The sequence below is a fragment of the Streptomyces sp. NPDC002463 genome (assembly GCF_042889835.1).
Lineage (GTDB): Bacteria > Actinomycetota > Actinomycetes > Streptomycetales > Streptomycetaceae > Streptomyces > Streptomyces nymphaeiformis.
The window spans coordinates 14,495-37,906 of record NZ_JBIARL010000036.1; the positions used below are offsets into that span (position 1 = coordinate 14,495).

17 protein-coding genes, 1 tRNA gene and 4 pseudogenes are annotated in these 23,412 nt (G+C 70.4%); 8 read left to right on the forward strand and 14 right to left on the reverse strand.

Annotation, left to right across the window (positions count from 1 at the left end; translation table 11 throughout):
* Window positions 1-85: 85 nt before the first annotated feature.
* Together ACFYX3_RS39725 and ACFYX3_RS39730 are read left to right on the forward strand one after the other, a co-directional pair.
* Window positions 86-298 (forward strand): annotated as a pseudogene (locus ACFYX3_RS39725) (methyltransferase, FxLD system); the annotation flags it as partial.
* A gap of 104 nt (window positions 299-402) precedes the next feature.
* Window positions 403-1,017 (forward strand): hypothetical protein, encoded by a 615-nt coding sequence (locus ACFYX3_RS39730; RefSeq protein WP_389024705.1) that lies wholly within the window; start codon window positions 403-405, stop codon window positions 1,015-1,017.
* A gap of 184 nt (window positions 1,018-1,201) precedes the next feature.
* On the opposite strand, the gene ACFYX3_RS39735 is transcribed toward ACFYX3_RS39730, so the two are convergent.
* Entirely contained in the window at window positions 1,202-1,597 is a 396-nt protein-coding gene (locus ACFYX3_RS39735) for a hypothetical protein (protein WP_389024707.1), read from the reverse strand.
* A 393-nt stretch (window positions 1,598-1,990) separates the two neighbouring features.
* Here ACFYX3_RS39735 and ACFYX3_RS39740 point away from each other — a divergent pair.
* Window positions 1,991-2,468 (forward strand): annotated as a pseudogene (locus tag ACFYX3_RS39740) (hypothetical protein); the annotation flags it as partial.
* Window positions 2,469-2,694: 226 nt separating this feature from the next.
* Window positions 2,695-3,339, forward strand: coding sequence for a GAP family protein (locus ACFYX3_RS39745; protein WP_389024765.1), 645 nt, complete (start codon window positions 2,695-2,697; stop codon window positions 3,337-3,339).
* A gap of 187 nt (window positions 3,340-3,526) precedes the next feature.
* Here ACFYX3_RS39745 and ACFYX3_RS39750 read toward each other — a convergent pair whose 3' ends face one another.
* Window positions 3,527-5,446 carry a hypothetical protein gene (locus ACFYX3_RS39750; RefSeq protein WP_389024709.1) on the reverse strand — a complete coding sequence of 640 codons (1,920 nt, stop codon included), beginning with the start codon at window positions 5,444-5,446 and terminating at the stop codon, window positions 3,527-3,529.
* A gap of 89 nt (window positions 5,447-5,535) precedes the next feature.
* On the opposite strand from ACFYX3_RS39750, the gene ACFYX3_RS39755 reads away from it, so the two are divergent.
* Together ACFYX3_RS39755 and ACFYX3_RS39760 are read left to right on the forward strand one after the other, a co-directional pair.
* On the forward strand, window positions 5,536-5,790 hold the full coding sequence (locus ACFYX3_RS39755) for a hypothetical protein (RefSeq protein WP_389024711.1): 255 nt from the start codon (window positions 5,536-5,538) through the stop codon (window positions 5,788-5,790).
* A 386-nt stretch (window positions 5,791-6,176) separates the two neighbouring features.
* Window positions 6,177-8,564: a SpoIIE family protein phosphatase gene (locus tag ACFYX3_RS39760; protein WP_389024713.1), complete on the forward strand. Its 2,388-nt coding sequence runs from the start codon at window positions 6,177-6,179 to the stop codon at window positions 8,562-8,564.
* Window positions 8,565-8,859: 295 nt separating this feature from the next.
* On the opposite strand, the pseudogene ACFYX3_RS39765 reads toward ACFYX3_RS39760, so the two are convergent.
* The 5 genes and pseudogenes from ACFYX3_RS39765 to ACFYX3_RS39785 all read right to left on the reverse strand — a co-directional run.
* A pseudogene (locus tag ACFYX3_RS39765) lies at window positions 8,860-9,222 on the reverse strand (NAD(P)-binding protein); the annotation flags it as partial.
* A gap of 58 nt (window positions 9,223-9,280) precedes the next feature.
* A complete protein-coding gene (locus tag ACFYX3_RS39770; RefSeq protein ID WP_389024715.1) occupies window positions 9,281-9,664 on the reverse strand; it encodes a DUF6479 family protein in 384 nt (127 codons plus the stop codon).
* A 237-nt stretch (window positions 9,665-9,901) separates the two neighbouring features.
* Window positions 9,902-13,033, reverse strand: a complete 3,132-nt coding sequence (locus ACFYX3_RS39775; RefSeq protein ID WP_389024717.1) for a phosphocholine-specific phospholipase C — start codon at window positions 13,031-13,033, stop codon at window positions 9,902-9,904.
* Between the two features lie 484 nt (window positions 13,034-13,517).
* Window positions 13,518-14,009, reverse strand: coding sequence for a DNA polymerase III (locus ACFYX3_RS39780; protein WP_389024767.1), 492 nt, complete (start codon window positions 14,007-14,009; stop codon window positions 13,518-13,520).
* Between the two features lie 561 nt (window positions 14,010-14,570).
* Window positions 14,571-14,885, reverse strand: coding sequence for a hypothetical protein (locus ACFYX3_RS39785; protein WP_389024719.1), 315 nt, complete (start codon window positions 14,883-14,885; stop codon window positions 14,571-14,573).
* A 1,251-nt stretch (window positions 14,886-16,136) separates the two neighbouring features.
* Between ACFYX3_RS39785 and ACFYX3_RS39790 the strand changes: the two genes are divergently transcribed.
* Window positions 16,137-16,799, forward strand: a complete 663-nt coding sequence (locus ACFYX3_RS39790) for a hypothetical protein (protein ID WP_389024721.1) — start codon at window positions 16,137-16,139, stop codon at window positions 16,797-16,799.
* A gap of 244 nt (window positions 16,800-17,043) precedes the next feature.
* Here ACFYX3_RS39790 and ACFYX3_RS39795 read toward each other — a convergent pair whose 3' ends face one another.
* The 4 genes and pseudogenes from ACFYX3_RS39795 to ACFYX3_RS39810 form a co-directional block, all read right to left on the reverse strand.
* Window positions 17,044-17,505, reverse strand: coding sequence for a DoxX family protein (locus ACFYX3_RS39795; RefSeq protein ID WP_389024723.1), 462 nt, complete (start codon window positions 17,503-17,505; stop codon window positions 17,044-17,046).
* Window positions 17,506-17,587: 82 nt separating this feature from the next.
* Window positions 17,588-18,022, reverse strand: coding sequence for a YdeI/OmpD-associated family protein (locus tag ACFYX3_RS39800; protein WP_389024725.1), 435 nt, complete (start codon window positions 18,020-18,022; stop codon window positions 17,588-17,590).
* Window positions 18,023-18,066: 44 nt separating this feature from the next.
* Entirely contained in the window at window positions 18,067-18,732 is a 666-nt protein-coding gene (locus tag ACFYX3_RS39805; protein ID WP_389024727.1) for a glyoxalase, read from the reverse strand.
* A pseudogene (locus ACFYX3_RS39810) lies at window positions 18,732-19,107 on the reverse strand (helix-turn-helix domain-containing protein); the annotation flags it as partial. The pseudogene ACFYX3_RS39810 and the gene ACFYX3_RS39805, both read right to left, overlap by 1 nt.
* Before the next feature lie 266 nt (window positions 19,108-19,373).
* Here ACFYX3_RS39810 and ACFYX3_RS39815 point away from each other — a divergent pair.
* Window positions 19,374-19,847 carry a diadenosine tetraphosphate hydrolase gene (locus ACFYX3_RS39815; RefSeq protein WP_389024729.1) on the forward strand — a complete coding sequence of 158 codons (474 nt, stop codon included), beginning with the start codon at window positions 19,374-19,376 and terminating at the stop codon, window positions 19,845-19,847.
* A 155-nt stretch (window positions 19,848-20,002) separates the two neighbouring features.
* Here the strand turns inward: ACFYX3_RS39815 and ACFYX3_RS39820 are convergent.
* The 3 genes from ACFYX3_RS39820 to ACFYX3_RS39830 all read right to left on the reverse strand — a co-directional run bounded on the left by ACFYX3_RS39820 (window position 20,003) and on the right by ACFYX3_RS39830 (window position 22,942).
* Window positions 20,003-20,121 (reverse strand) — tRNA-Gly (locus ACFYX3_RS39820).
* A gap of 257 nt (window positions 20,122-20,378) precedes the next feature.
* Window positions 20,379-21,182, reverse strand: a complete 804-nt coding sequence (locus ACFYX3_RS39825) for a phosphatidate cytidylyltransferase (protein WP_389024731.1) — start codon at window positions 21,180-21,182, stop codon at window positions 20,379-20,381.
* The gene (locus tag ACFYX3_RS39830; protein ID WP_389024733.1) at window positions 21,179-22,942 is read right to left on the reverse strand and encodes an aminotransferase class I/II-fold pyridoxal phosphate-dependent enzyme; all 1,764 of its coding nucleotides are present in this window, start codon (window positions 22,940-22,942) and stop codon (window positions 21,179-21,181) included. Before ACFYX3_RS39830 ends, ACFYX3_RS39825 begins: the two co-directional genes overlap by 4 nt.
* Window positions 22,943-23,412: the final 470 nt, after the last annotated feature.

Here is a 23,412-nt window from a genome sequence, read left to right on the forward strand (position 1 = left end):
ACAGGCCGTCGGGACTGGAACCGTGGTTGGCGCTGCGATTGATCATGGTCGTCGAGGAGCGGCAGCCGAACCACGCCTGTCGGCCACCTACAACGGCGGCGACCGGGCGGTCATCACCCGGCGAGACGAGGCCGGAGCGGCGATCAGCTCGGTGTCAGCGGCCTGAGCCCAGGCCGACATGATCGAGCACCTGCGCCTGAAGCCGGGCGCCGTCGTGTTCGAGGCGGGATCCGGCGGCTACAACGCCGAGCTCATCGCGCATGCCGCCGGACCCGACGGGCGCGTGGTCACAGTCGACAACCAGACCCGACACCCGAACTCGTGCCTCTACGAGACGTACCTGAGGACCGAGGACGGCGGGTCCTGCTGGCAGAGTCGAAGCAGCTCACCTACAGCCAGGTGATGCCGCTGGCGCCTGCCATGGCCGTGTTCAACGGCGCTGTCCACCTGCTCCACATCAGCGAGGGCGGGCACCTCCGCCACGGGGTCCGCGACGCCGAAGGAAAGTGGTCCGCGCCGGTGTGGCCCGACGGCGAGGAAATCGCCGGCCCAGGTGGTCGGGCCCCCAGAGCGTCCTTCGCCCATGGCATCTCTCTCGCCCTGAAGAGCAGTGTCAAGCTCGGCTATCCCGGCAACCCGGCACTCGCCGCCCACGACGGCGCGTTGCACCTCCTCTACCGCGCCAATCCGGTCAACGGGGGCCTGCGGTACGCCATCTTCGACGGCGCCGGCCGGAAGGGACCGGGCACCCCCGGCGACGGCAGTGCCCACACCGAGATGAATTCCCGCAGCGGTGTCGCGCTGGCGTCCTACGGCGGCAAGCTGCACGCCGTCTACCCACACCCCAAGACCGACAAGCTGTGCCACGCCACATTGGACGGGGACGAGTGGACCGAGCCGACCGAGCTGGACGGCCACAGCTTCAAGAACACCCCGGCCCTGCTGGCCCACAAGGAAGGACCGGCCGGCGCCGAGCGCGAGACCCTGCTCATGATGTACCGCAGCATCGACAACTGAACGTGAGGTCTGTCTCGCCTTCGCGGACGTGAGGAACCACGGTGAGCCCCTCACTGGCGAAGCGTAACCAACTACGTTGTCGCAGGCACACCGTCCCTCGGCGCAGGCAGGCTCCAGCCATACCTGTTCGAACGGCGTGCCTCCCGAAGTGGTGAACATGTGCTGCCCGTTCCCGTGAACAGAGTCAGTCGAGGGATCGGCGGTCTTCCCACTGGGCGCGGGCCAGCTCCGAGTTCGTCCGGACCAGGTCCTCGTCGTCCTCGATCATGAACAGCGAGTACCGGCCCGTTGCGTCCAGGGCTTCGAAGACCCGATGGGCCCAGGCGTCCGAGTCGGCCTGGTTGGCGGTGACCCGGGCCGGGTGGGAGCGGTGCGGCTCATCCAGGTCCGGCGGAACCGCGACCCAGACGCTCAGCCAGCGCGCGTTGTCCCCCCAGGTGAAGGAGGGGGATCGCCCGTCGGTGTCACAGAAGAACCGGATGCCGAAGGCCGCTTCGAGGTCGGCCCGCAGGGTCTCCGCGAGGGTGGCCCCAGGGGCCTGCGGCTCCCGGAAGCCGGCGTAGATGCCGTATTCACTCAAAATGATCAGCCTCAGCCCACGTCGAAGGTCTTGTCGCAGCAGTATCCGATCAGTCGCACCTGGGTGAAGTTGCGCATCGCCCCCAAGGTGCGCAAGAACGTGTCGAGCCCCTTTTGGGCCTCGGCCCACGACCCACCCACATCCCCACCGACTCGGAGATCATTTACGGGACAGCCCTTAGGCCGCAGGGGCGGCGGTTGTGGGCGGCGGCTCATGTCGAGGCCACAGGCGGACGGCCGGTGCGACGGCTGAGCCGCTGCAGGAGCCCGGGGCCGCTCCTCGTACGATCCGTCCGCCGGACAGGGCCTCAGGGGGACGTAGATCTAGCACAGTACTCCCCGATCTGCCGCTGGGGAGGCGCCAGGGGCGTCACGGGGCCGACTGCAGCGCCTGATGCGGTACATCCCCTTGATCGCACCCCGTCCTTCTGTGGTCTGTGCCGTGCGGGGCCCTCCTGCACGCGGGTCAGAACTGGCCACTGCCCGTCGCGGTGACCGGCACCGCGCCGTTCGCGCTCGGCCTGATCACCATGCCCCTCGCGATGATGCGCGGCCGCGGGCGGCGTCAGCAGGACTGGGCTGCCATCGTGGGCGACACCGTGCTGAGCGGCGTCTGGGTCCTCTTCACCTGGTCGGTGCCGTTCGGCGTCCTGTTGCGGCTCGCCCTGACCCTGATCGGTGTCGGTGACGGGCAGGACCGTGCGCGCATCGTCAACCACGAGCACTACAGCGAGGCCCAGAACTGGGTCGATCTGATGGACGAGCCGGGCTGGGAGCTGCTGCGCAACCGCCATCTGCTGCCGGAGCGTGGAGGTGACACCCTCGTGCTCGCGGGCGTCGACGGCGTCACCGCCGAGTCCTCTTCGTCGGCGTACGCACGACCGGTACCCCGTACGGTGCAGGTGACCGACGGCAGATGGACAGGCCCTCCCTGGTACGGAGGTATCCCGTGCGCCACGTGTGTGACCTGCTTGACCGGCCGTGCGGTCCCCTGCAAAGTCGGGTGCGGCGCTTCCGTAACAGCGTCCCTTACGCATACCGGCAGGTCCTTCGTCCAGAGAGCGGCGTACAGCCCGAGTCCCAGGAGTGACTGAACCGATGGTCCTCGACCTGGTAGTGATCGGTGTGGCCATCACGTTGGGACCGCTGCACAACAGCGCCTTCATCCTGCTGCTCTCCTCGCTGCACGGTGCCCGTCAGGGCCTGGCGTTCCTGTTGTCGTGGCTGGCCAATCTGGTCGTGGTGATCACCCTCGTGATGCTGCTGACGAACGGTCAGCCCCCGGCGCGTCACAGCACCCCCTCGACCGCGGCGATCGCCGCGAAACTCGCCATCGGTGTGGCACTGGTGTTGTACGGCGCCCACCGGCACCGCCGACCGCCCCGCCCACACGGGACGCCCCGCTGGACCGCCCGGATCGACAACGCCTCCCCCATCACCGCAGCCGGCCTCGCGTGGGTGCTTCAGCCCTGGGGGCTGGTCGCCGCCGGCGCTGCCACCGCCCTCGACGCGGACCTCTCCACCGCCACCGACTGGTTCGCACTGACCTGCTACTGCCTACTGGCCACTCTCAGCCTCATCGTCATGGAGACGTACGTGGTCTGGGCCCCCACCAGCGCAAACGCCCGCCTCAACGCACTGCGGGGCTGGCTCAGTCGGCATCAGGAACCGTTGATCGTCACGCTTTCCCTGCTGGTCGGCCTGTGGCTCACGGCTCACAGCATCTACGACCTCGCCTCCTGAACCCAGCCTACGCCCGGCTTCCACCCATTTCCTCCCCGCCGGCCGTCGCCGCGCATCACCGTCGTCCGAACCGGCGGCCGACCGGCATCCGGCACGGACCCCACACACCTCACCGGCGCAGAACAGGTCCTGGGCGCACTCCAGGTCCCGCACCATGCGCGAGCGGCACTGCGAGGTGGAGCGGATCTCAACGGCGGGCTGTCACGGCTCCCGCTGCAGCGTCCAGAAGGCGGTGCAGGGCGGGGACCGGGATCGCCGGATTGGCGACGGCCACGCGTGCCGCGTCGGGGTCGTGCAGCAGCCCGGCAAGGACTCGGGACGGCAGCCTCGGGTTTCGCATCGCGGTCTCGCGGACGTGGGCCACGGGGTCGTTCAGCAGCCGCACCGCGTCGACCGGTGACAGTCCGGGGTCCTCGGCTGCGCGGCGGCGCACTTCGGCTTCCGGGTCGCGGGTGAGTCGTGCGACGTCGGCAGGCGTGGACTCCGGATCGTCCAGGGCCAGGCGGCGCATCCGCCCATCGGGGTCCCCGATGTGGCGGAGCAGGTTTGTGCGGGGAAAGTTGGGGTGGCTACGGGGGCGGTCGGGGTGGGAGAAGCTGCCGTCCCACCAGTGCCAGACCTCCAACAGCATCTCGGCCGGCGCGTCGTCGCACGATTCGGCGAGGAACAGGCGGACCGTCCGGTCCTCGTCCCGTGCCAGACGTTCCACGACGTCCGGTGGAAGATGCCGGGCACGGGCCACGGTTCGGCGGATGAACGGATGGGACGATACGGCGAGGCGGCGCATCGCGTCGACGTCCCCGTGCAGGCTCTCGACCCAGGGCAGAGTGTGTGACATCGACTCGGGGTCGAATGCGTAGCGCACCGCGGCACGCTGCTCCTCGCTGAGGTCGGGCCGCAGCGCCACCGTCGCGCGGATGGCGGCGTCAGGGTCCTGCGCCAGGACGGTGACGCTGCGTGCGCCGAGACGCGGGTTGGCGGCCAGCGCATGGCGTACGTCCGCGTCCCCGTCGTGGACCAGTTCCGCCTCCAGCTCGGGCGAGAGAAGGCACTCTTCGAGTGCGCGCCGGGGCGCGGGCAGCGCGGCAAAGGCTTCGCGGGGCATGGGGATGCCGGTGTGGTGGGCGAGCAGCGCCTCCGTACGCACCGCGCCGTCGGTGTCGGCCAGCAGCCGCTCCCTCAGTGGCGCGGCGAGGTCCTCCCACCGGGCACAGGCAGCCGCGCGCACCCGGGGATCGGCGTCGGCCGCGAGACCCGGCAGATGGTGGGCGGGGAGCCGGGGCAACTCGGCGGCCGAGGTGCGGGACGGTCCGGTGAGGAGGTCGTCGTAGAGGTCGTCGGGGAGTTCTGCGCCCCGGATGCCGGCACGCTCGGCCCACAGGACACGCCGCCTCGGCGACGGCTCGGCACGGATCAGACGGACCCATTGATCGGGCGTGAGCTTGGGCCTGAAGGTGTCGGCGGGCGTCGCCCGCACGCGTGGATCGGGGTGCGAGACGGCGGCGTCGAGCACGGCGGGCCTGTCGCAGCCGTGCAGGAAACCCTCCGCCACGTCCAGCAGCCGGATCAGCAGCTCGTCCGGTGCGGCCGGGTTGGAACCGATCCCTTCCGCCCAGTGCAGAGGCCGGGCCTGTCGGCCGGGCACCGCCGCCCACACCTCATCGCGCTCGGCCTCCGTCTCACGTCCGGCGGCCGCGGCCGCCTCCTCGAGCCGCTCCGGCAGACGGTCGAGGGCCGTCACGCGAGGCCCGCCCTCGCCGGGTACCTCTGCGACAAGCACCTGCCCGTCGAGGGAGAGCGCCACGAAACCGGGGTCGCCGGTCAGCCCCGGCACACCGCCATCGGCGCAGCGGACCCGGGTCCACCAGGAGTCGTTGCCGCCGATCCGCCCTCCGAGGACCGCCACCAGGAACTCACCGCCGGCATCCGCGAGGAGACGCCACCACGCGGCGTCGAACACTTCCCGAACCGCGCCGTCCGGCGCCGCCGTCCCCCGGGCGATTCGCCAGCCGGCCTCTGGCGGCAACCCACTGCCCGGCGGCACGTCCTCGACGACCGTGAGTCCGGCGCTTGTCAGCAGTTCGTGGAGTTCCTTGCGATGTTGCACCCGGTCATGATCGCCGTCGGATCACGGCCGGACAAGGCCCGCAGTCCAGCCGCAACCGCCTCCACCCGCAGATAGTCAGCCCGCCGCTGGTGCGTGCCGAGCCGGCACGGCACGACTGGAGCGCGCTGAACTGCGCCTGCGGTGATTCGGCAGAGCATGTGCCGCTGTTGTTCGAGACGCTGTTGACTGCCGAAAGTCCCGAGGCCGCGTTCGGCTATGGCCTCTCCGGACATGTGGTGCTGCAGGCGGCGGGGCCCCGCGAGCGGGTGCGGACAGAAGACCTGCCCTTCGTACGCCACTGCCTGATGGGGCACCGGTGGGGCCCGGCGGTGGCGGGGCCCTGATGTGATCGTCGCCAAGGTGGGGCTGGGCCAGGTACGACACCGCCCTCAGGTCCAGCGTGAGCGGGCCCACGGCAGCGACGGACGGAACGCGCTCGAGGCGCGTACGGCGTGCGGGGCCCATGGGCGCCCCACAGGAGCGGGAGCCCATGCAGCGCCCCGGGTCAGGGGCGTGGCACGCGGTTCGGATCGGTGGCACCGTACCGACGGCGAACGCCGGTGCTCGCTCGTCATGCGGCGCGAGCGTCTTCGCGTGCCGGTCCTCGGACCCGCACGTGGCGGCGGCCATTCGGCAGAGTACGGCGTGCCGCGAGGCGGGCGCGCGGGCAGAGTGGTGGGGAGCGGTGGTCGCAGCCGCTCACCATGCACGGAATGGACGGTGCCCTCCGATGACCTCGGGTAGCGACGACCTCCTCGACGTGGGGCACGCGGCCGGTCTCGTGGTGGACGCCCGTGGGACCGTCCTGGGGTGCACACCCGCGGCGGAGAACCTGCTGGGGCGGTCGGCACGGGACCTGCACGGGCGACGCGTCCGGGATCTCCTGGCGGATCCGGGGACCTGGCGGGCGGTCATGGCGCAGCGCGACGGACCGGTGTGGGAGGGGCGCGCGGAGCTCGCCCCGGACGGGGCCGGCGAAGTGGAGTTCCGCGTCCTGCCGCTCACCGACGGGCCGGGTGGTTCCCCGCCCCGGTTCCTGGTGCTGGGTGCACCCCGCGCCCTGGTCGCGCAGTGGCGTCAGGGCAATGCCTTCATGCGGGAACTGTTCCTCCAGGACCGGATCGGTCTCGCGGTCTTCGACAACGGCTTGCGTCTGGTGAGGACGAACACCCACCTCCTCCCCTACACAGGTGTCCCGGACGATCTGTACGGGGCTCGGCTGGCCGACTTCGTCCGGGAGTCGGACGCCCGTGTGATCGAGGCGCGGCTGCGTGAGGTCCTGACGACCGGGGTCCCGCTGGTCGCGGTCGATGTCGAGGTGCGCACGCGGATCGACCCGGGTGCGGGGCGGATCATGGCGCTTTCCGCGTTCCGCCTCCAGGAGGCGAACGAGCTCGTGATGGGCGTGACGGCCCTCTTCGTGGACGTCACGGAGCAACGGCTCTCGCGTCGTCGCCTCGACCTGTTGCACCGGGCCACCACCGTGCTCAGCACCAATCTCTCCGCCGACGAGACCACCCGCGACCTCGCCGGCGTACTCGTTCCGACATGGGCCGACGTGGCCGTCGTCGAGGTCGCCGAGGCAGTGTTCACCCACGAGGAGCCGGCCCCCGAGCACCGTCATCGACACGTGCTCCGCCGAACGGCGGTGGCCGGGCTCTCCCCCGAGCTGCTCGGCTCCGACACGTACGAGGTGGACACCGGTGGTGCGCTCTCGGGGCGGGTACGGCCGCACGCCATGGACACGAGCGTCGATCTTCCCGACGCGAGTACCGATCCTCCTGACGCGGCCGGTGCCCTCGCGCACGGTATGAGCGTGTGGCTGCGGGCACGGGGGGCGCTCCTCGGCCGCATCCGGGTCGGGCGCGACGAGGGCCGTCCGCCCTTCACCGACGACGACCTCGCCCTCTTGGAGGAGATCGCCTCACGTACGGCTCTGGTCGTGGACAACGCACGCCGCTACGCACGCGAGCGGAACGCCGCTGTCGGCCTGCAGCGGAGTCTGCTGCCCTCCTCCACGACCGCCACGTCCACCGTGCACACCGCGAGTGTCTACCTCCCCACCGACACGGCGACGGGTGTCAGCGGTGACTGGTTCGACGTCATCCCGTTGTCGTCCGGACGGGTCGCCCTCGTGGTCGGGGACGTGGTCGGGCACGGCCTCCAGGCCACCGCGACGATGGCACGGATGCGCACCGCCGTGAGGACGCTGGCGGACCTCGACCTGGAACCCGACGAACTGCTGACCCATCTGGACGACCTCGTGTCGCAGTTCGTCATCGACGCCGACGGTTCGGAAGCCGCGCGGCCCCCCGGCACCGAGATTCCCTTCGGGTCGTTCGGTGCCACATGCCTCTACATGACGTACGACCCCGTGATCCGACGGTGTGTCGTGGCCAGCGCGGGGCATCCGCCGCCCGCGCTGGTGGACCCGGACGGCAGCGTCTCCTACCTCGATCTCAGCCCCGGTCCGCCGCTCGGGGTCGGCGGACTGCCGTTCGAACCCTTCGAGAAGGAGGTGGGGGACGGCAGCGTCGTCGCGCTCTACACCGACGGGCTCATCGAGCGGGGGCACTCCGACCTGGACGAGGGGATGACAGCCCTCCGCCAGGCACTGGCATCGCTCGGGGCCGGCCGGCCCCTGGAGGACGTCGGCACCGAAGTCGTCCGGCGACTCGTGCCCGCTCCGCTGTCGGACGACGTGACGCTGCTGCTCGCGGCGGTCCGCGGGGTCCCCGCGGAGTCCACCGCCACCTGGACCTTCCCGGCGGATCCGTCGGTGGTGGCCGAGGCACGAGCACACGTACTGGCCCAGCTGTCCCGGTGGGACCTGGACGAGCTCGCCTTCACCACCGAGCTGGTGGCCAGCGAGCTCGTCACCAACGCCATCCGTTACGCGGGTGGGCCGATCTCGCTCCGGCTGATCCGCACGGAGACGCTGATCTGCGAGGTGTCCGACGGCAGCAGCACCCAGCCCCGTATGCGCCGTGCCCACGCGACGGAGGAAGGGGGCCGTGGACTCTTCCTGATCGCGCAGCTCGCCGACCGGTGGGGAAGCCGGTACACGCGCACGGGCAAGACCATCTGGACGGAGCAGTCCCTGCCGTCCCGGCGCTGAGGCCGCGGTCTTCCCCTGCGCCCCTACGGTCCACCGACCCTGCAGACGGCGAAGGCGGCAGCATCCCAGCTGGGCGCGGCGGCCAGGGACTCGGAGGTGAGCATGCCCGTACGTTGCGACGGCTGCGGACCGGGGTACGCCGACGCCCGAGGGCTACGAGGTCTCCTGGCGGCGGCAGCCTCCGCCGCCCAGCCCCTCTGCGCGCACTCCGTCCCCGGTCCGTTTGCGTCGCCTGCATGAGATACCGCCGCAGGGGCAAGGCCGCTGAGGAGGCCGACAAGCAGTGGTGCGGGCCCCTCGGAGTCCGCTTCCGCGCCAGGATCCCGCGTGGGGTCGCGACGAGTACGGCGGGGCTGAAACGTCGAAGCCGCAGCCGCCTCAGGTCGAGCCGCTTCCTGACCTGTGGGGAGGACGTGTTGAACACCTGGAATCCGCAGTCGACCGTGAAACCCGAGACACGGTCGGTACGCATGCGCCCACCGGGCGATTCGGCGGTCTCCAAAAGGAGGACCGCAAGCCCTCCTGCGGCAAGATCTGCCGCACACGCGAGGCCGGCGGCACCGGCTCCGACTCCGACTCCGACCACGATGACGTCGACTCGTTCTCTGACCGACGCGACCACGGATGTTCTCCTTTGTGCGCCTCGTCGGCCGTGCACTGTCGGACCTGCTGTGCTCTACCGCGCCGCCGTCACCACCGGCTGCCGCTGTCGTCGATCAGTCGCCGTGACCGGTGCCTCCGCTGCCGAAGCCACCGCTGGAGATACCGCGCCACTTGCGCTTCTCCTCGCTCGGCGGGTCGGTGTCGGGCTCGCCGGAGCTCTTCAGGTTGTACGGCATGAGACGGTGCTCGCCATCGGTGTACGGCATCTCGGCGGGCTTGCGGTATTCCGAGACCTCTCCCGGAGTCTCGCCCGTGTCGGGCCGGTGCGGCTGCGACTCGGGGTCCGGAGGCGGAAGCTCCTTGTTCTTGACCCGGATGCCGAGAACGAAGGCACCGATGAGAACGGCGACCACGATCAGACCGCCGAGCACCTGGGCGAGTCCGGACTGCCAGACACCGGCCGCCAGCGCCGAGGTACCGAGGACGTGAGTGTGCATGGGGTATCCCATCCGTCTAGCCCCCCTCGGAGAACCTGAACGATCCGAGACGGCACCGCGGACGGCGCCGGCATCCCTTCATTCCGCACCGGTACCGCGGACGGATGCAAACAAGCAGGGGCGGATTCCTCTGTGCACCCCTGTCCGCACCGTCTCCGGCCGGCGCTGATGCTCACCGCTCGGCAACCCGAGGCCTCGGGCGGTGACCGAACGCTTCGGTCACCGCCCACGCGCCCGTCAGCTCAGGCGGATGTGGTCCACCGCCCAGTACCAGTTGTTTCCGGCGTCGTACATCCGGAAGCGGAGGGTCACCGTGCGCGCCCCCGCCGGGACAGTGAGGTCCTTGCCGACCCCCGTGTTCTCGGCGTCCGGCGAGCCGGGGCCGTACCGCAGCACGGTCTGCTCCTCCCCCGTGTCGAAGACCGCGCGGACCTCGGCCTTCTGGTCGCCCTCCTGCCGGTAGTGGGAGTCGAAGTCCACCCGGAGGGTCGTACGGCCGGCCGGGATCGGGACCGCGGGCGAGACCAGGGTCGAGTCGAAGCGGCCCTTGCTCGCGGGCGCGCCCGTGTCGTCCCAGTCGTCCGGGTCGGCGACCGCGACGATGCCGAGGCCTCTGGTGAAGTTCGGCCTGTTCTGGGCTCCGGCCGACCAGGCGCGCCGGGTGTGGAAGGTCCAGCCCTGGAACATCGGCGTGCCCTGTGGCATCGCGGCAGCGTTGACGACCGACCAGCCCTCCGGTGCCGTTGCCGTCCAGCCGAGCACCTGACCGCGCTTGACCAGCTTCCCGGCGAGCGACTGGAAGTCCTCCGCGAGCAGATGACCGGTCATGGAGGGGGCGATCCGGGCCTGGATCTCGCCGTCCGCGAGGCGCAGGCCGTCCGCCGCGCGGCCGCGGGCAACCGCTAGCAGCCGGGCGGAGCCGTACGCGGGGGCGTCGGCCGGCGCGGTGACGTCCCAGTCGGAGGTGTACGAGGAACCGGAGGCCAGGGTCCTCGGCGGGGCGTCCGCGGCCTGCTTCGCCGTCCATCCGGACGGCAGCGTGAGGGCGACGGTCACGTCGTCGAGCTCGACGGGTCCGCGGTTGGTCACGGTGACGGTGAACCGGGCCGTGGTCCCGCCCGCGACGACCGGCTCGTCACCGGCGGCCGTGGTCACCTCGGTGGTGAGGGCGTCGGCGAGACCCATCGCCGGGTCGGTGACGCCACGCGTGCGGCCCCCGTCGTGGCCCCGGCCGGCGCCCTGGTGCCGGTCCTGCTGCCGGTCGGCGAAGCGGCCGGCGAAGCGGCGCAGGAACCGCGGGTCGTCGGCGGCGCTCACGGCGATGTCGTACCAGCGCTCGGCCGGTACCTGCAGCTTCACGGTGCGCTCGTCGCGCGCGCCGACCCGTACCTCGCGGACCCCGCCGCCGTACGCCAGATCGCCGACGAGCACGGTGCGGGAGCGCCGACCGCGGTTCTCGATCTCGATCTCCACGTACGCGCGGTCGTCGTCGGACTCCTCCTTGAGGCGGGCCTCAAGGGCGTCGTCCGCGCCGCCGCGCAGCGCCCACAGGGAGCCGTTGGGGCCGTGGATCCGCAGGTCGTAGGTGTCGCCCTGGAGGGCGCGAGCGCCGGGGAGCCGCTCGCCCGCACCGACGGTGTAGAAGTCGGGGGTGCTGCCGGGTTCCGCGTACACCTGGAAGACGGCGGCCTGGCGGCCCTTGTTGCGGAGGTCGAGTTCGACCTTGCCGTCGCGGACCCTGGAGCGCAGCGACAGGGCGTACGGGACGGGGCGGGCGGGCCGGGTGCCGCGCTGCTGGCGCGGGAAGAACTGCGGCGAGGGAACGGCGATCGACGGCTTCCCGGCGGCCGCGTCGGCCTTCGCCACGTTGCCGCTGGTGTCGGGTAGTTCGGGCCAGACGATGTCCTCGCCGGAGAAGTCGAAGACGGACGTCAGGTCGCCGGACACGGAGCGGCGCCAGGCGCTGATGTTGGGCTCGCGCACCCCGAAGCGGCGCTCCAGGAAGCGGATGACGGAGGTGTGGTCGAGGACGGTGGAGTCGACGACGCCGCCGCGGGTCCACGGGGACACCACGAGCATCGGCACCCGCAGGCCGAGGCCCATGGCGTGCGGCCCGGAGACCCGGGTCTCCCCGGCGGGCAGGGTGTCGGACCAGGTGAGGCTGCCGTCGGCGGCGCGGACCCGGTAGCGGCCGTCCTGGGAGACGACCCGCATCGCGATGGCGCCGTCCGCCTGCTTGACCCGGACGACGACCTCGCCGTCGACGGACATGGTGGCCTTGCCCCGGTCGGCGGAGAGCGGTGGCACGGGCGGCATGCAGTGGTCGAAGAAGCCGCCGTGCTCGTCGTAGTTGAGGATGAAGACGGTCTTGGCCCACACCTCGGGATGGTCCGCGAGCGCCTCGATCAGTCGCGCGGTGAGGTGCTCGCCGTACGGCGGGGGCCAGCTGGCGTGCTCGGAGAGGGCTTCCGGAGCGACGATCCAGGACACTTGCGGAAGGCGGTCGGCGGCCACGTCGGCGCGGAACGCCTCGACGAGCGCGTCGCCCATTTTGTGGCCGTTGCCCTGGTCGGCGGCAGCACCGACCATCGCCATGCCTCGGTCGTGGAGGGGCTCGCCGGGCTTGGCCTGCTGGAACGGCCTGAACCAGGCGAGGGCGTTGTCGTCGTAGTTGTCCCGGGCCTGGTACGTCTTCCAGCTGATTCCGGCGCTCTGGAGCCGCTCGGCGTAGGTGGTCCAGGTGTAACCACCCGGTATGTAGCTGTTGTTGTAGACGACGGTGTCGTTGACCGTGCCACCGCTCGTGCCGGTCATGAAGTGGTCGCGGTTGGTGTTCGTGTTGCACTGGACCGACGCGTGGTATTGGTCGCAGACCGTGAACGTGCTGGCGAGCGCGTTGTAGAACGGCATGTCGGCGGGCTCGTAGAAGCCGTGCCCGAGCCAGCCGCTGGTGCGGCCGGTCACGTAGCCGTCGGCCCGACCGTCGTTCCACAGCGGGAAGGAGTCGACGAAGCCGAAGGCGGGGGCGCCGTTCCGGTAGGCGTTGGTGTGGGCCGCGTTCATCGCGAAGGGGACGAGGTGGCCCTCGGGGCGCGAGGGGTCGGGCTGGTGGAAGACCGTCCTGCCGTTGACGCCGCGGACGGCGGTGCGGTCTCCGATGCCCCGTACGCCGGGCAGGGTCCCGAAGTAGTGGTCGAAGGAACGATTCTCCTGCATCAGGACGACGACATGCTCGATGTCTTCCAGCCGGCCCGGGCGGGCGGGCGCCGCAAGGGCCTCGCGCACGCTGAACGGCAGCGAGGCGAGCACGGCGGCGCCGGCGGCACCGCCGAGCAGCGCGCGACGGGAGACGTCGGGGGAGGGAGGCATGACGGGGGGACTCCTTGGATCTTTCACATCAGGACCTCTTTGGTCCAGACGCGTTATGTTTACGAGATCTTTGAGGCGCGCGCCCTGGTCGCCGATGAACGAAAGACGAACACCATCGTCGAATCGGTGCACTTCGACTGGATCCAGGCACAACGTGACCGAACCGGCGCCGCCTTCACCGCCCAGGTGATGCGGTCGGAACCTGATGACGGGGCGGGGCCGGGCCGCAGGTCAGGTGCGGGGATGTTTCGCCATGGCCGGCGGCGAACGCGTGCCGCCACCCGTACGGTCGGAGTCTTTTCGCCGCGGGCCGGCGCGGGCACCCGTTGCAGGCGGGACAGGAAGGCAGAGGGTGCAGAGGTGTCGACCGACCCGACGTCGAGTCGCCACTGGTCGCCACAGCAGCTTATGGCGCCGGGGAGGCGGACGGCCCGCTGCCGACGACGGCCTCACTCACCACGGGGTCGACAGCAAATTACTTCCCCTAGGCTGTCCAGAGTCCACGCTCCACCGGGTCCAGGACGAGGGCGGCGATGTTCCACGCGTCGTCCTCGCCCCGGTGGTGGCGGCCCTCCAGCGGCAGCCCCGCGAGCTGCAGGGCGCCTGCCATGCCAGGCCGCTTACGCAGGCCGTACGCCTCGGTGAACACGGCTTTGGCGTTGGTGTGCCCCTGCTCTGCCGGCCGGCCGGCCGGATAGGGCGCTCCGGCCGCCCGGCACTGTCGTTCGAACTGCTTGCGGTCGTAGTCTCCCCAGCTCGCCCAGGGGCGGCTGCGCGCGTCATGGGCGTCGGCAAGGATGCGGCACGCCTCGGCGAAGCCGACGCCACCGGCGACCTCGGCCGGGGTGAGCCCGATCTCGATGATCTCGCTCACCGCGCCGGGCGGCGGCTGCCCCTCCCAGTAGGTGGCCTCGATGTCGACGACGTTCAGGCCGCCCGCCTTGTGCCGCCGACCGTGCACAGCGGGCCGCGGCACGGCGGTCGTTCGCGGCAGCAGGCCGGGGACCCCGGTACGTACGCCTTCGCACTCGATCAGCGTGACGTGCCCGACCTCGCCACCGGGGACGTTCGTGATCGCCTTCCACGGTCCCGGGGTGCCGTCGAGCGGGATGCCGAGGGCTGGCACCCTGGGACGGCCGGCGGGAGTGTGGCGGGCGGGCCTTGGAGGACAAAACGGAGCAGCGGGCGATCGGTCGGCAGCACCATGCACGAACACCGTTCACGGCTGCCGTGACGGATGCGGACGAGGGTGATGGCGGTACGGGGGCTGTGGCCCTCGGGATCCTCGTCGTCCCACAGATGCGCACCCTGGACATCGTCGCCGCGCGGACCGCCCCCGTGGCGGACGCCCTGGATGCACCTGGTCCCGGCTCGCCAGTCAAGTCCGGACCGTCCGCTAGCTCTTCCTTCACGTCTGCACACCGACCGGCTCGCCGGACTGGAGACGGAGCCGGGCTGCGGCACACACGCGTGGGACGACGAAAGACGCCGCCGCTGATGTCTTCCACCATGCCTTCGGACTGACGGCTGACGGCTGTTAAGCGCAGATGCGTTTGAAGGCACTCGCACCCGGCCGGGCACGGAACTTCACCTCATGCCCGGCATCGTCGGTGAAGACGGCCTCCGTCTCGGACTCCAACGTCATCGTGCCGCGCTGGGTCGGGTTGTCCCATCCTTCGGGCGGGTTTCCCGAGCCGTCGGACAACGGGGTCTCCGCTTCGTAGTACGTCGAGCCGATGCGGGCCTCGTCGATCCCGCAATGCGTGTACAGGTCGAAGGGAATCGTCCGGGCAGACGGTGCCCCTCGAACAACCTCTGCACCCTCGCCGGCCTTCCCACAGCCCGTGAGCACGCAAGCAACCAACCCGAAGGCGAAAACGATACGTCCAGCTCTCCCAGCCATGACCTTTCGACGTCCCTGCCACAACGGCGGTTCCACACCCCACGGCCGAAGGCCACACCCAGCGCATCGTCCAGCAACACCCATCGGCACAGCACCTCGCAGACAGGGATCAGAGCACGGACTCGATCCGACCGAGGCCGGCAACAGAGCCAGCAAGGGGACCAGCCCTGCCCGCTGACGAGGAAGACGATGTCACCACGTTTCAGGGGCACCTGATTGCTTGGCCGGGAACGGCGTCAGGCGCCGCCCGGGGATGGCGATCAGACAGCCTGGGAACGTGCCGCGTACGGTCAGCGCATGCACGATCATCAACACCAGGATCAGGACGTCGCCTCCGGGGTTACGGATGTCGAGGCAGTGGTATTCGTTTGCGCGACATGTGGAGTCGCACTGACGGGGCCGCTCACACGGCTGCCTGCTGTTCCCGAGGCTCCGCACTACGCATGGTGGGACGCGGACGAGCCTGGCCCGTCGCCGGCGACAGTGCCATCAGGCTGCTACGCGATCGAGACGGAGCCGTACGGCGCGCCCTTGGTCGTCGCCGAGGTGCCCGGGCCTGTGATGCCACGCCATGGGGAGCGCTGGAACGCGGACGGAAAGCCGTTGGTCTCGCGGGGGCCACGAGGCAACATCGTCATCAACCCGGACGACGCACGCGGCCTGGAGCTGCGGCACGCATCCCCCGCCTGCTGCGGAGCGACCCCGGATGGCGGAACGAACCAACTGTGCACCTGCGGAACCCTCGTCGCGACCCTCTGCTCCGATTGCTGCCAGCCGTACGAGCTGCACCTCGCGGCCGACCGCGTTCGCGCCACTCGCCCCTGAGCCGGGTGCGTACCGCTGCTGCTGCTTCACTCCAACGTTCACACGTTGGCCGGGCAACGTGTGATGCCGAGACCCACCAGCAAATGCCCTCGCCGGATCCCTATGCAGCCAGTGGACCATCCCTGCGTGGGCAAGAAGGTCCCGCACGTGGGACCATCCCCGCGCAGGCAAGGGCCACTGAATCCGCTCGTTGTCACCCTCGACCGGATGGAACCAACACTGCGACCATGGCGCGGCATCATTTGCTCGGTGAGGGTGCACAGACCTGCTCGCTGAGATTCCCCGACCGTTTGCCGCTGTTCCCCCGCCCTCATGCGGCCTTGACCGGTACGACACAATCGCGGACAACTGGACGGGCGACGCGGGGGTGGGGACGTGGGGCTTTCGGGGTGGCGAGGTCGGCGTAAGGGCATACCGGACGAGCCTGCGCTGCTGGCTGCGGCTGCCGAGAATCCAGGTGGCAGCGTCGCTGAGATCGACCCTACGTACATCGACGACCCGAACGGCTACGTACCTCCCGAGGCCATCCGCGGTGCATGGCTGGTTGACAGCAGCGGGAAACTGACAGGTGAGTACCAGGAGAATCCCCGTCACGGGATGCCGCAGGACGACTTCAGCAAGCTCACGGACCCCGATCATTGGCTCGGCTGGCTCGGTGACGATCCCGCGGCCGCTGTCCGGCAGGGCATCGAAGAGTCCTTGCGCGCCCAGGTGGCAGACGCAGTAGTCGAATGGGTCAAGATCCTTGACACACCTCGGTTCCTCACGGGCGCACTGCCCCATCCCGAGAACGCGCAGACCATGTTGGTCGCCCGCGCGGCACTCGCCGCACCGTTTGCGTTGTCCGTGCGCACGACGCAGCACGGCCGCTCCGTCCTCCTGGGAGCGTTCTCGTGGGCGGCGGTGAATCTCTCAGGGCCCGAAGACCGCAAGGACCGACACTGGTTCGACCTGGGCGTCGGACTGGACTGGGCCGGTGAACGGCTTCAAGAGCGAATCTACGAGATCGACAGTGCGGACGGCACCGTGGAGCGGTAGAGCAGCAACACCAGGGGTGCCACCGGTCAGAGCCATGATCCGCAGCGCAGAGACGGGACCGAGGGGGTCGGCTCTGAAGGGCAAGATCATCACCTGTACGTGTCAGCCGCGCGGGGCCGCGCCCGCCCCTGGAGACATCGTTCGTGAAACGGAGCGGAAGGGGCGACTGCGCGCATGGTCCCCCCGCGACTACGTGAATTGATGCCACGGTGTTGCTCGGTCGGCCGCCGATGGTCGGTACCGGTCAGCGGTCCCCGCCAAGGTGCTGCGCTCTTGCCATTTCGTTGGACGAACGTACTGTTCGGGCCGTCGGCGCGACAGGAGCCCGCAAGAGGTCTCGCCAGTCGGCCGGCCAGTTCGCCAGCGCGAGGATGCCCATGATGAAGAGGTGGGTCGGCGCGGCCCAGCTCTCCACCGCCGGATCGTGGTTGACGATGTGGGTGGTGGTCGCGCCCGTGAGCACGAACATCAGCGTCGTGGCACCCAGGAAGCGTGCTCGCCGCTCGGGGATCACGAGCAGGACGGCTGCGACACCTTCCAGGGCGCCGACCACGAAGCGCATCCAGGCCGGGTAACCCCATTCGATGAACTTCGCGGAGTACGCCGAGCTGAATATCGTGTCGCCCGGCCAGTACTTGGTCACGGCGCCCAGCGCGAACTCAAAGGCCAGGAACCGGTAAAGACCGGTCATCAGTCGCTTCGACATGCTTGTCCCTTCAGGAGGAATGGGGCAGGGTCAGGCCTCCGTACTGCGATGACAGTGCCGCCGGAGCCCTTGCTTTCGGGGGTCAGCCCCGCAGGGTGGCGATGGCCTTCTCGATGCGCCGACGGCGCGTCTCGGGCTTCTTCGCACTCTCGATGGCTCGCACGTGCTCGTGCTTGCGGCTGTAGGCAAGGTTGTCGTACGCGGCGCGGGCGACGGGGTCGTCGTCGAGGGCCTGTGCGAAGTCCGGGGGCTCGACGACGACACGCGGCTCGGTGTCCAGTTCCAGCTCGACCTCGACCTCCTCGCCGATCGCGACACCCGCGGCCTGCCGGTTGGCGTTGCTGAGGCCGAGCAGGTGGCGGCCTCGCATGATGGCGACCCGGCTCTTCCAGGAATGCCCGTTGACCGTGATCTTCACTGGCGGCCGCGCGCCCCCACCGAGCGCTGCCACCACCTCGAACGGAACCTCCAGGCCCCGCATGGGCTCGGGCGGCTCGACATGGGACCGGAAGTTCATGATCTTTCTCCTGGTGTTCTGCCCGTTCGCTGCGGATTCGGTGGTCAGGACAGCGTGGGGGCGAGCGGCGCGGCAGTCTCCCAGGCGAACCCGTCCAGGTCGGTGAAGGCCTCCGCGGTGCTGCCGAGGACGATGCGGTGCGAGCCGGTGCCGTCGACGGGGACGCCGAGGTCCTTGGCAAGGGCACGACACTTGTACAGCGCCAGCTTGACGCGGCTGTCCTGGCAGGGGGCGAACTCGGCGTACTTGCCACCGAAGCTCTTGGCCACGGTCAGGCCCCGGCCGACGTAGAACTCCTTGGTGGCCTTCACGTCCTCGACACCGATCAGCAGGACGACCTCGTCGATCTCACGGGTGGCGGGGCCGGTGTCCTTCTTCTCCGAGGTCGCGATCTTCCAGATCGTCCCGTCCGGGGCCTGGACGACGCCGCTGTAGCCCCACAGCGACTTCGCGGCGGGCTTCAGCACCGTGGCGCCGGCCTGAACGGCGGCGCCGACGAAGCCGTCGACGGTGGCCGGATTTGAAACCGTCAACGCCAGGGTGAAGCCACGGAATCCGGTGGAGTGCGCCCCGGACACCCGCAGGCGTATGTACGAGTCCACGCCGAAAGCACTGTAGAAGCGGCGAGCGGCCTCCAGGTCGGCCACCTCAAGAGTGACGGACGCGAGGGACGTGTTGACTGCGGTGGAAGTGGTGGTTGCCATGACCATCACGCTAGGGGCTGCGCGGCACCCGGGGCTTCTCGATTCCTGACCGGTCTTGAGAGCTGCTGCGCCACGCACGCCGGCACCTCCTTCACCTTGACCGCCGACCCGCACCGCGGGCCGTACCCGCAGCATCGGCATGGCCGGCCGCCGCATCCGACACCTGACCTGACGCCGGAATACCCCAGCCGGCATGCCGACCAGCCCGGCAAAGCGGGTGGTGAACACTCCCCGCGACGCGCATCCAACCATGAAGCAGACCTCGGTGACGCTGACGTCGCCCCGCCACAGCATCGCCGTCACCCGCTCGATGCGACGCGTCATCAGGTACGCGCATGGCGACTCACCGAAGGCGGCCCGGAACTGTCGACTCACGTGCCCGACGGGACCATCCCCGCACGAGCGGGGAGCAGGCGCCCCGTCCGCCGACTCCCGACGGCCCAGCCGTCGGGAGTCGTCCCTACGAGAGCGAGGAGCGGCGGGGGGCTGGCCGCATCCCCACCACCACGCATCCGCCCGTGAGTCTCTGGTACGCCCCAGGAGCCGTGGTGCTGTGCCCCGGTCCTGGTGTGCCCACCCCTCCAGGCCCGCCGAACTCGGGGAAACCCGGCCGGTCGGTCTTCCGTCAGCGTCGTAGGTTTTGACTCATGACCGGTGAATGGCGCAAAGACCGGATCGGGGCAGCCCTGAAGGGCGAGAACCCGACCGTATTACGGCGGCTGACAGCAGGGTTCGCGGTGATCGGTGACGTGCAGTTCCTGCCGGGATACTCGGTTCTCCTCGTGGACGAACCGAATGTCCAGCGGCTTACCGACCTGCCACGCGGACGGCGGTTGGCGTTCCTGTCCGACATGGAGCAGCTCGGCGAGGCGGTCGAACGCGCCTGCCGGCGTCTGGACCCGGCTTTCCGGCGGGTCAACCTGGAGGTCCTCGGAAACAGAGACCCGTTCCTCCACGCCCATGTATGGCCGCGATACGCATGGGAACCGGCCGATGCCGCGGGCGCTCCGGTCTGGCTCTACCCGCCCGACCGGTGGAACGAGGAACAGTCCAGGCTAGGCCCCCAGCACAACGTACTCAGAGAAGCGATCAGCAGCGAACTGGACCGGCTACGCGCCTGACCGCGCCCAGACGAGATCGACCAGTCCAGGAAGACGACAGCACCCCAGCCGACACGAAGAGCAGTTCTTCCAGCACCTTGGAGGGTCTGGCACGACTTCTGTGGGCCTGGTGCAATGCGGCAAGTCCGTACGCGGAACTACGTCCTGGTCGGCTGCGGTGCCGACGGGATTTGAACCCGTGGACAGATGGGAGCAGGTCCGCTCCGTCTCCGTCAGTCGCCGTGGGAGGGACCTCGCCCACGTCGATCGCAATGGGCCGCTCTGCCACGGCACCGCAACCTGCGGGAATGCGCGCACTCCCGCCGTGACTCAGGGTAGAGACACCGTTCTCTGCGGACGAACCCTTATCCGGGAAGCCGGAGCGGCGGCGGCCCGGAGCAGAGTGCCCTCAATCGCTCTCGATGGCATCCCCGAGTAGGGGCGATGCCGACGGCCCCACCGTCATCCGGGCCGGCCAGGACGGGGCGGAGGCGACTCCCCTCGCAACCGGCCCCGGTCGCACCCGGCCTCATGCCCATCCCGTCACATGGCTCACTCCAGCATCAACAGCATCGCCAGGGCGACTAGGAGGGAGTCGATCCGGTCGAGGAGACCGCCCGAGCCGGGCAGCCACCGGCCGGCGTCCTTGGCCCGGGCGCCCCGCTTGACCATCGACTCCAGCAGGTCCCCGAGCGGGCCGCCGACCGCCACGGCCACCGCCGTCTGCCACGTGAGGGAGGACAGCACGGCCAGCGTGAGGAGACCGGCCGCGGCCCCGGCCAGCGTGCCGCTCCACCGCTTGGCGGGCGACAGCGGGGAGAGCCGGGGGCCGCCGAGACGGCGACCCGCCGCGTACGCGACGATGTCGGCGATCGACACGGCCACGAACAGCACGAGGCCGAGGGCACCGGACGGTACGAGGCCGGCCAGGGCTCCCAACCACACGAGCCCCAGCAGGCCCGCCCCCAGGCGACGGAGTCCGTGCTCCGCGTCGCCCGCGAGCAACGGCCCCCCGGCGATCGCGAGCGCCCCGGCCGCCGCCACCCGCAGCACCTCCCCCGGGGCCAGCCAGGCGGTCAGGACGAGTCCGACGACCGCCGCGCCCAGCACCGCCCGGTCCACCGGACCCAGCCGGAGCAGCCCACCGAACTCCGCCACCGCGACCACCCCGACCACGGCCGCGAGCACCGCGATCCCTGGTGGACCGAGCCAGAACGCGGCGGTCACCAGGGGCACTCCGAGCGCCCACACGCACCAGCGGACCATCAGCTCACGGCGCCGGGTCGCCGCCACCGCGACGCCTCCGACCGCCAGCGCCCCGCCGAGGTACGGCACGAGACCGGCGACCGTCGTCACCGGGAGGCCTGTCCCGGCCCGCCCGACACCACCGCGGCCGACGCGCGCAGCGCGTCCAGGGCGTTCCGGCACGCCGCCACGATCCGCGCGTTCTCCGCCGTGTCGCGTACGGCGATCCGAACGGTCCGCCCCTCGTACGCCGGGGACATCGGCGACAGGTCACGCAGGAACACGTCGTGCCGCCGGCACTCGCCGACCAGCCGCGCCGCGCTCGGCCCGTCCGGCGGCAGGGTCACCGTGAGGAAGTTCGCCACCCCCTCGTCGACCGAGGAGAACCCGTCCAGCTTCTCGAGGTCGTGGGCCAGGCCCCGGCGCAGCACATGGGTGCGGGCCCAGCGCTCCGTGTAGTACGCGGGGTCCCGCAGCGCCGTCACGGCGGCCAGCTGGGCCGGCAGGCTCACTGGCCACGGCGGCGTCCAGCGCCGCAGCTCACCGGCCGTCTCCGGACCAGCCACCAGGTACGCGGCCCGCATCCCCGACAGCGCGTACATCTTCGACAGCGAGGTGCAGACCACGACCCGGGAGTCGGCCGCGGCAAGCCCGGCAAGCGAGTCCGCCGGATCGACATAGCCCAGGTACGCCTCGTCGATCCACCACCGGGTCCGCACGGGCGTGGTCTCGATCACCGCGCGCAGCGCGTCGGCCGGGGCGTGGCGGCCGGTCGGGTTGTTCGGGTTGACCACCACCACGAGGTCGTACCGTCCGTCACTGGTCGCGGCGGCGAGCCGGGCCGGGTCGAGCAGCCAGCCGTCCTCCCGGCGCAGCTGGAGCCGGTCGACCCTGCAGCCGATCACCCGCTCGGTGACATGGGCGTACTCCCCGTAGCCCGGATCGAGCAGGAGCACCCGGCTCCCCGGCGTCAGCCACCGGCCGAACGCCCTGAAGATCAGATCGGACGAGCCCGCCCCGACGACCAGCGACTCCACCGGCAGTCCGCGGACCTCGGCGATCTCCGCGATCAGTCCTTCCGCGCCCGTCGGCGGCGAGGTCCGGGCCGCCCACCCCGGATCCTGTGAGAGGACCGCGCGGACCCCTGGGGACGGCGGGAACCATGCGTCCAGCACATCCGCCGCGACCACCTCGTGACGGCGGGCCAGCGTCCGGAAGTCCGTACCGATCGCCGAGAAGAAGGCACCGCCGTGCTCACAGCCGTCCGCACGCGGCGCGAAGGGCACGTCGAGCCGCCATTCGAGATCCCTCCGCAGCCGCTCCAGGGTCCGGCCGTGTCGCTCCGCGACCGTCCTCGTCAGCTCGGCCACGGAACCACTCATCACCTCGAACGACACCGCGCCCGAGCGGACCGTGCGCCCCACCGGCCGCAGCCCGGCAGCGAGATACATGTCGAGCAGCTCCGTGCGTCCCATCGCCACCACCCGGCGGCCGCCCCGCGCCGCGACCCAGCGCAGCGCCGCGTACATGAGGAGCGGCGCCGCCGCTGTGGACCGCCACTGCTCCTCGACGGTCAGGACGCGGATCTCGAACGGCGCCTCCTCGGTCAGGATCGGCAACTCCTCGCGCGTCAGGTACTTGTCGAGGGAGTAGCGGCCGACCCACGGCGGGGTGAGGCTGACGAAACCGATCCGCGTCTCGCCCCTCGCGGCCACCAGAAACACGTTGTCGCCGTCGAGTCCGTCACTCAGCCTTCCCGACGGATCCACCGGATGCTGGCCGAGCTCCTCCGCGTACACCCGGTGACGCAGTTCATGGATCCAATCGCGGTCACTGGGTGTGGCGGTGCGCAACTGCAGAGCGTCGTCCATGCTTGTCTCTCCCTGAAACGGTCCGGCTTTCGCGCCCCAGCATGGACAAGCCCGGCAGACGATGCCTGAGTACGCGTACTCAGCTGGGGAACAAAGGAGTTGGAAGCGCACCAGGCCAAGGGCACCGCGCTGCGGGCCTGTTCGGTGACAGCGGGCCGTGAGAGGTCCCCGATCGAGGCGATCTGCTGCGGCCGAAAACCTCCCCAGGCCCTGCCGGACCGAAAGACCCGCCACTTCCACACCTGTCCTCCCACCTGACCGTTCCATGCCCGACGGCGGGTTCATGGACAGCCCGGCTCGTACGACGTCGACCGCCGCCAGTGGCCACAGGGTGAGCACGGACCGGCTCCGCAGCAGCCGTACGTAACCCGAGATCGCCACCGGTCGAGGAACGAAGAGAACCCGGCGACATCGCAGAGCACCGGGAACGCACGTCAGGCCAGCGGCGCGACCGAAAACGATCGCCGGGT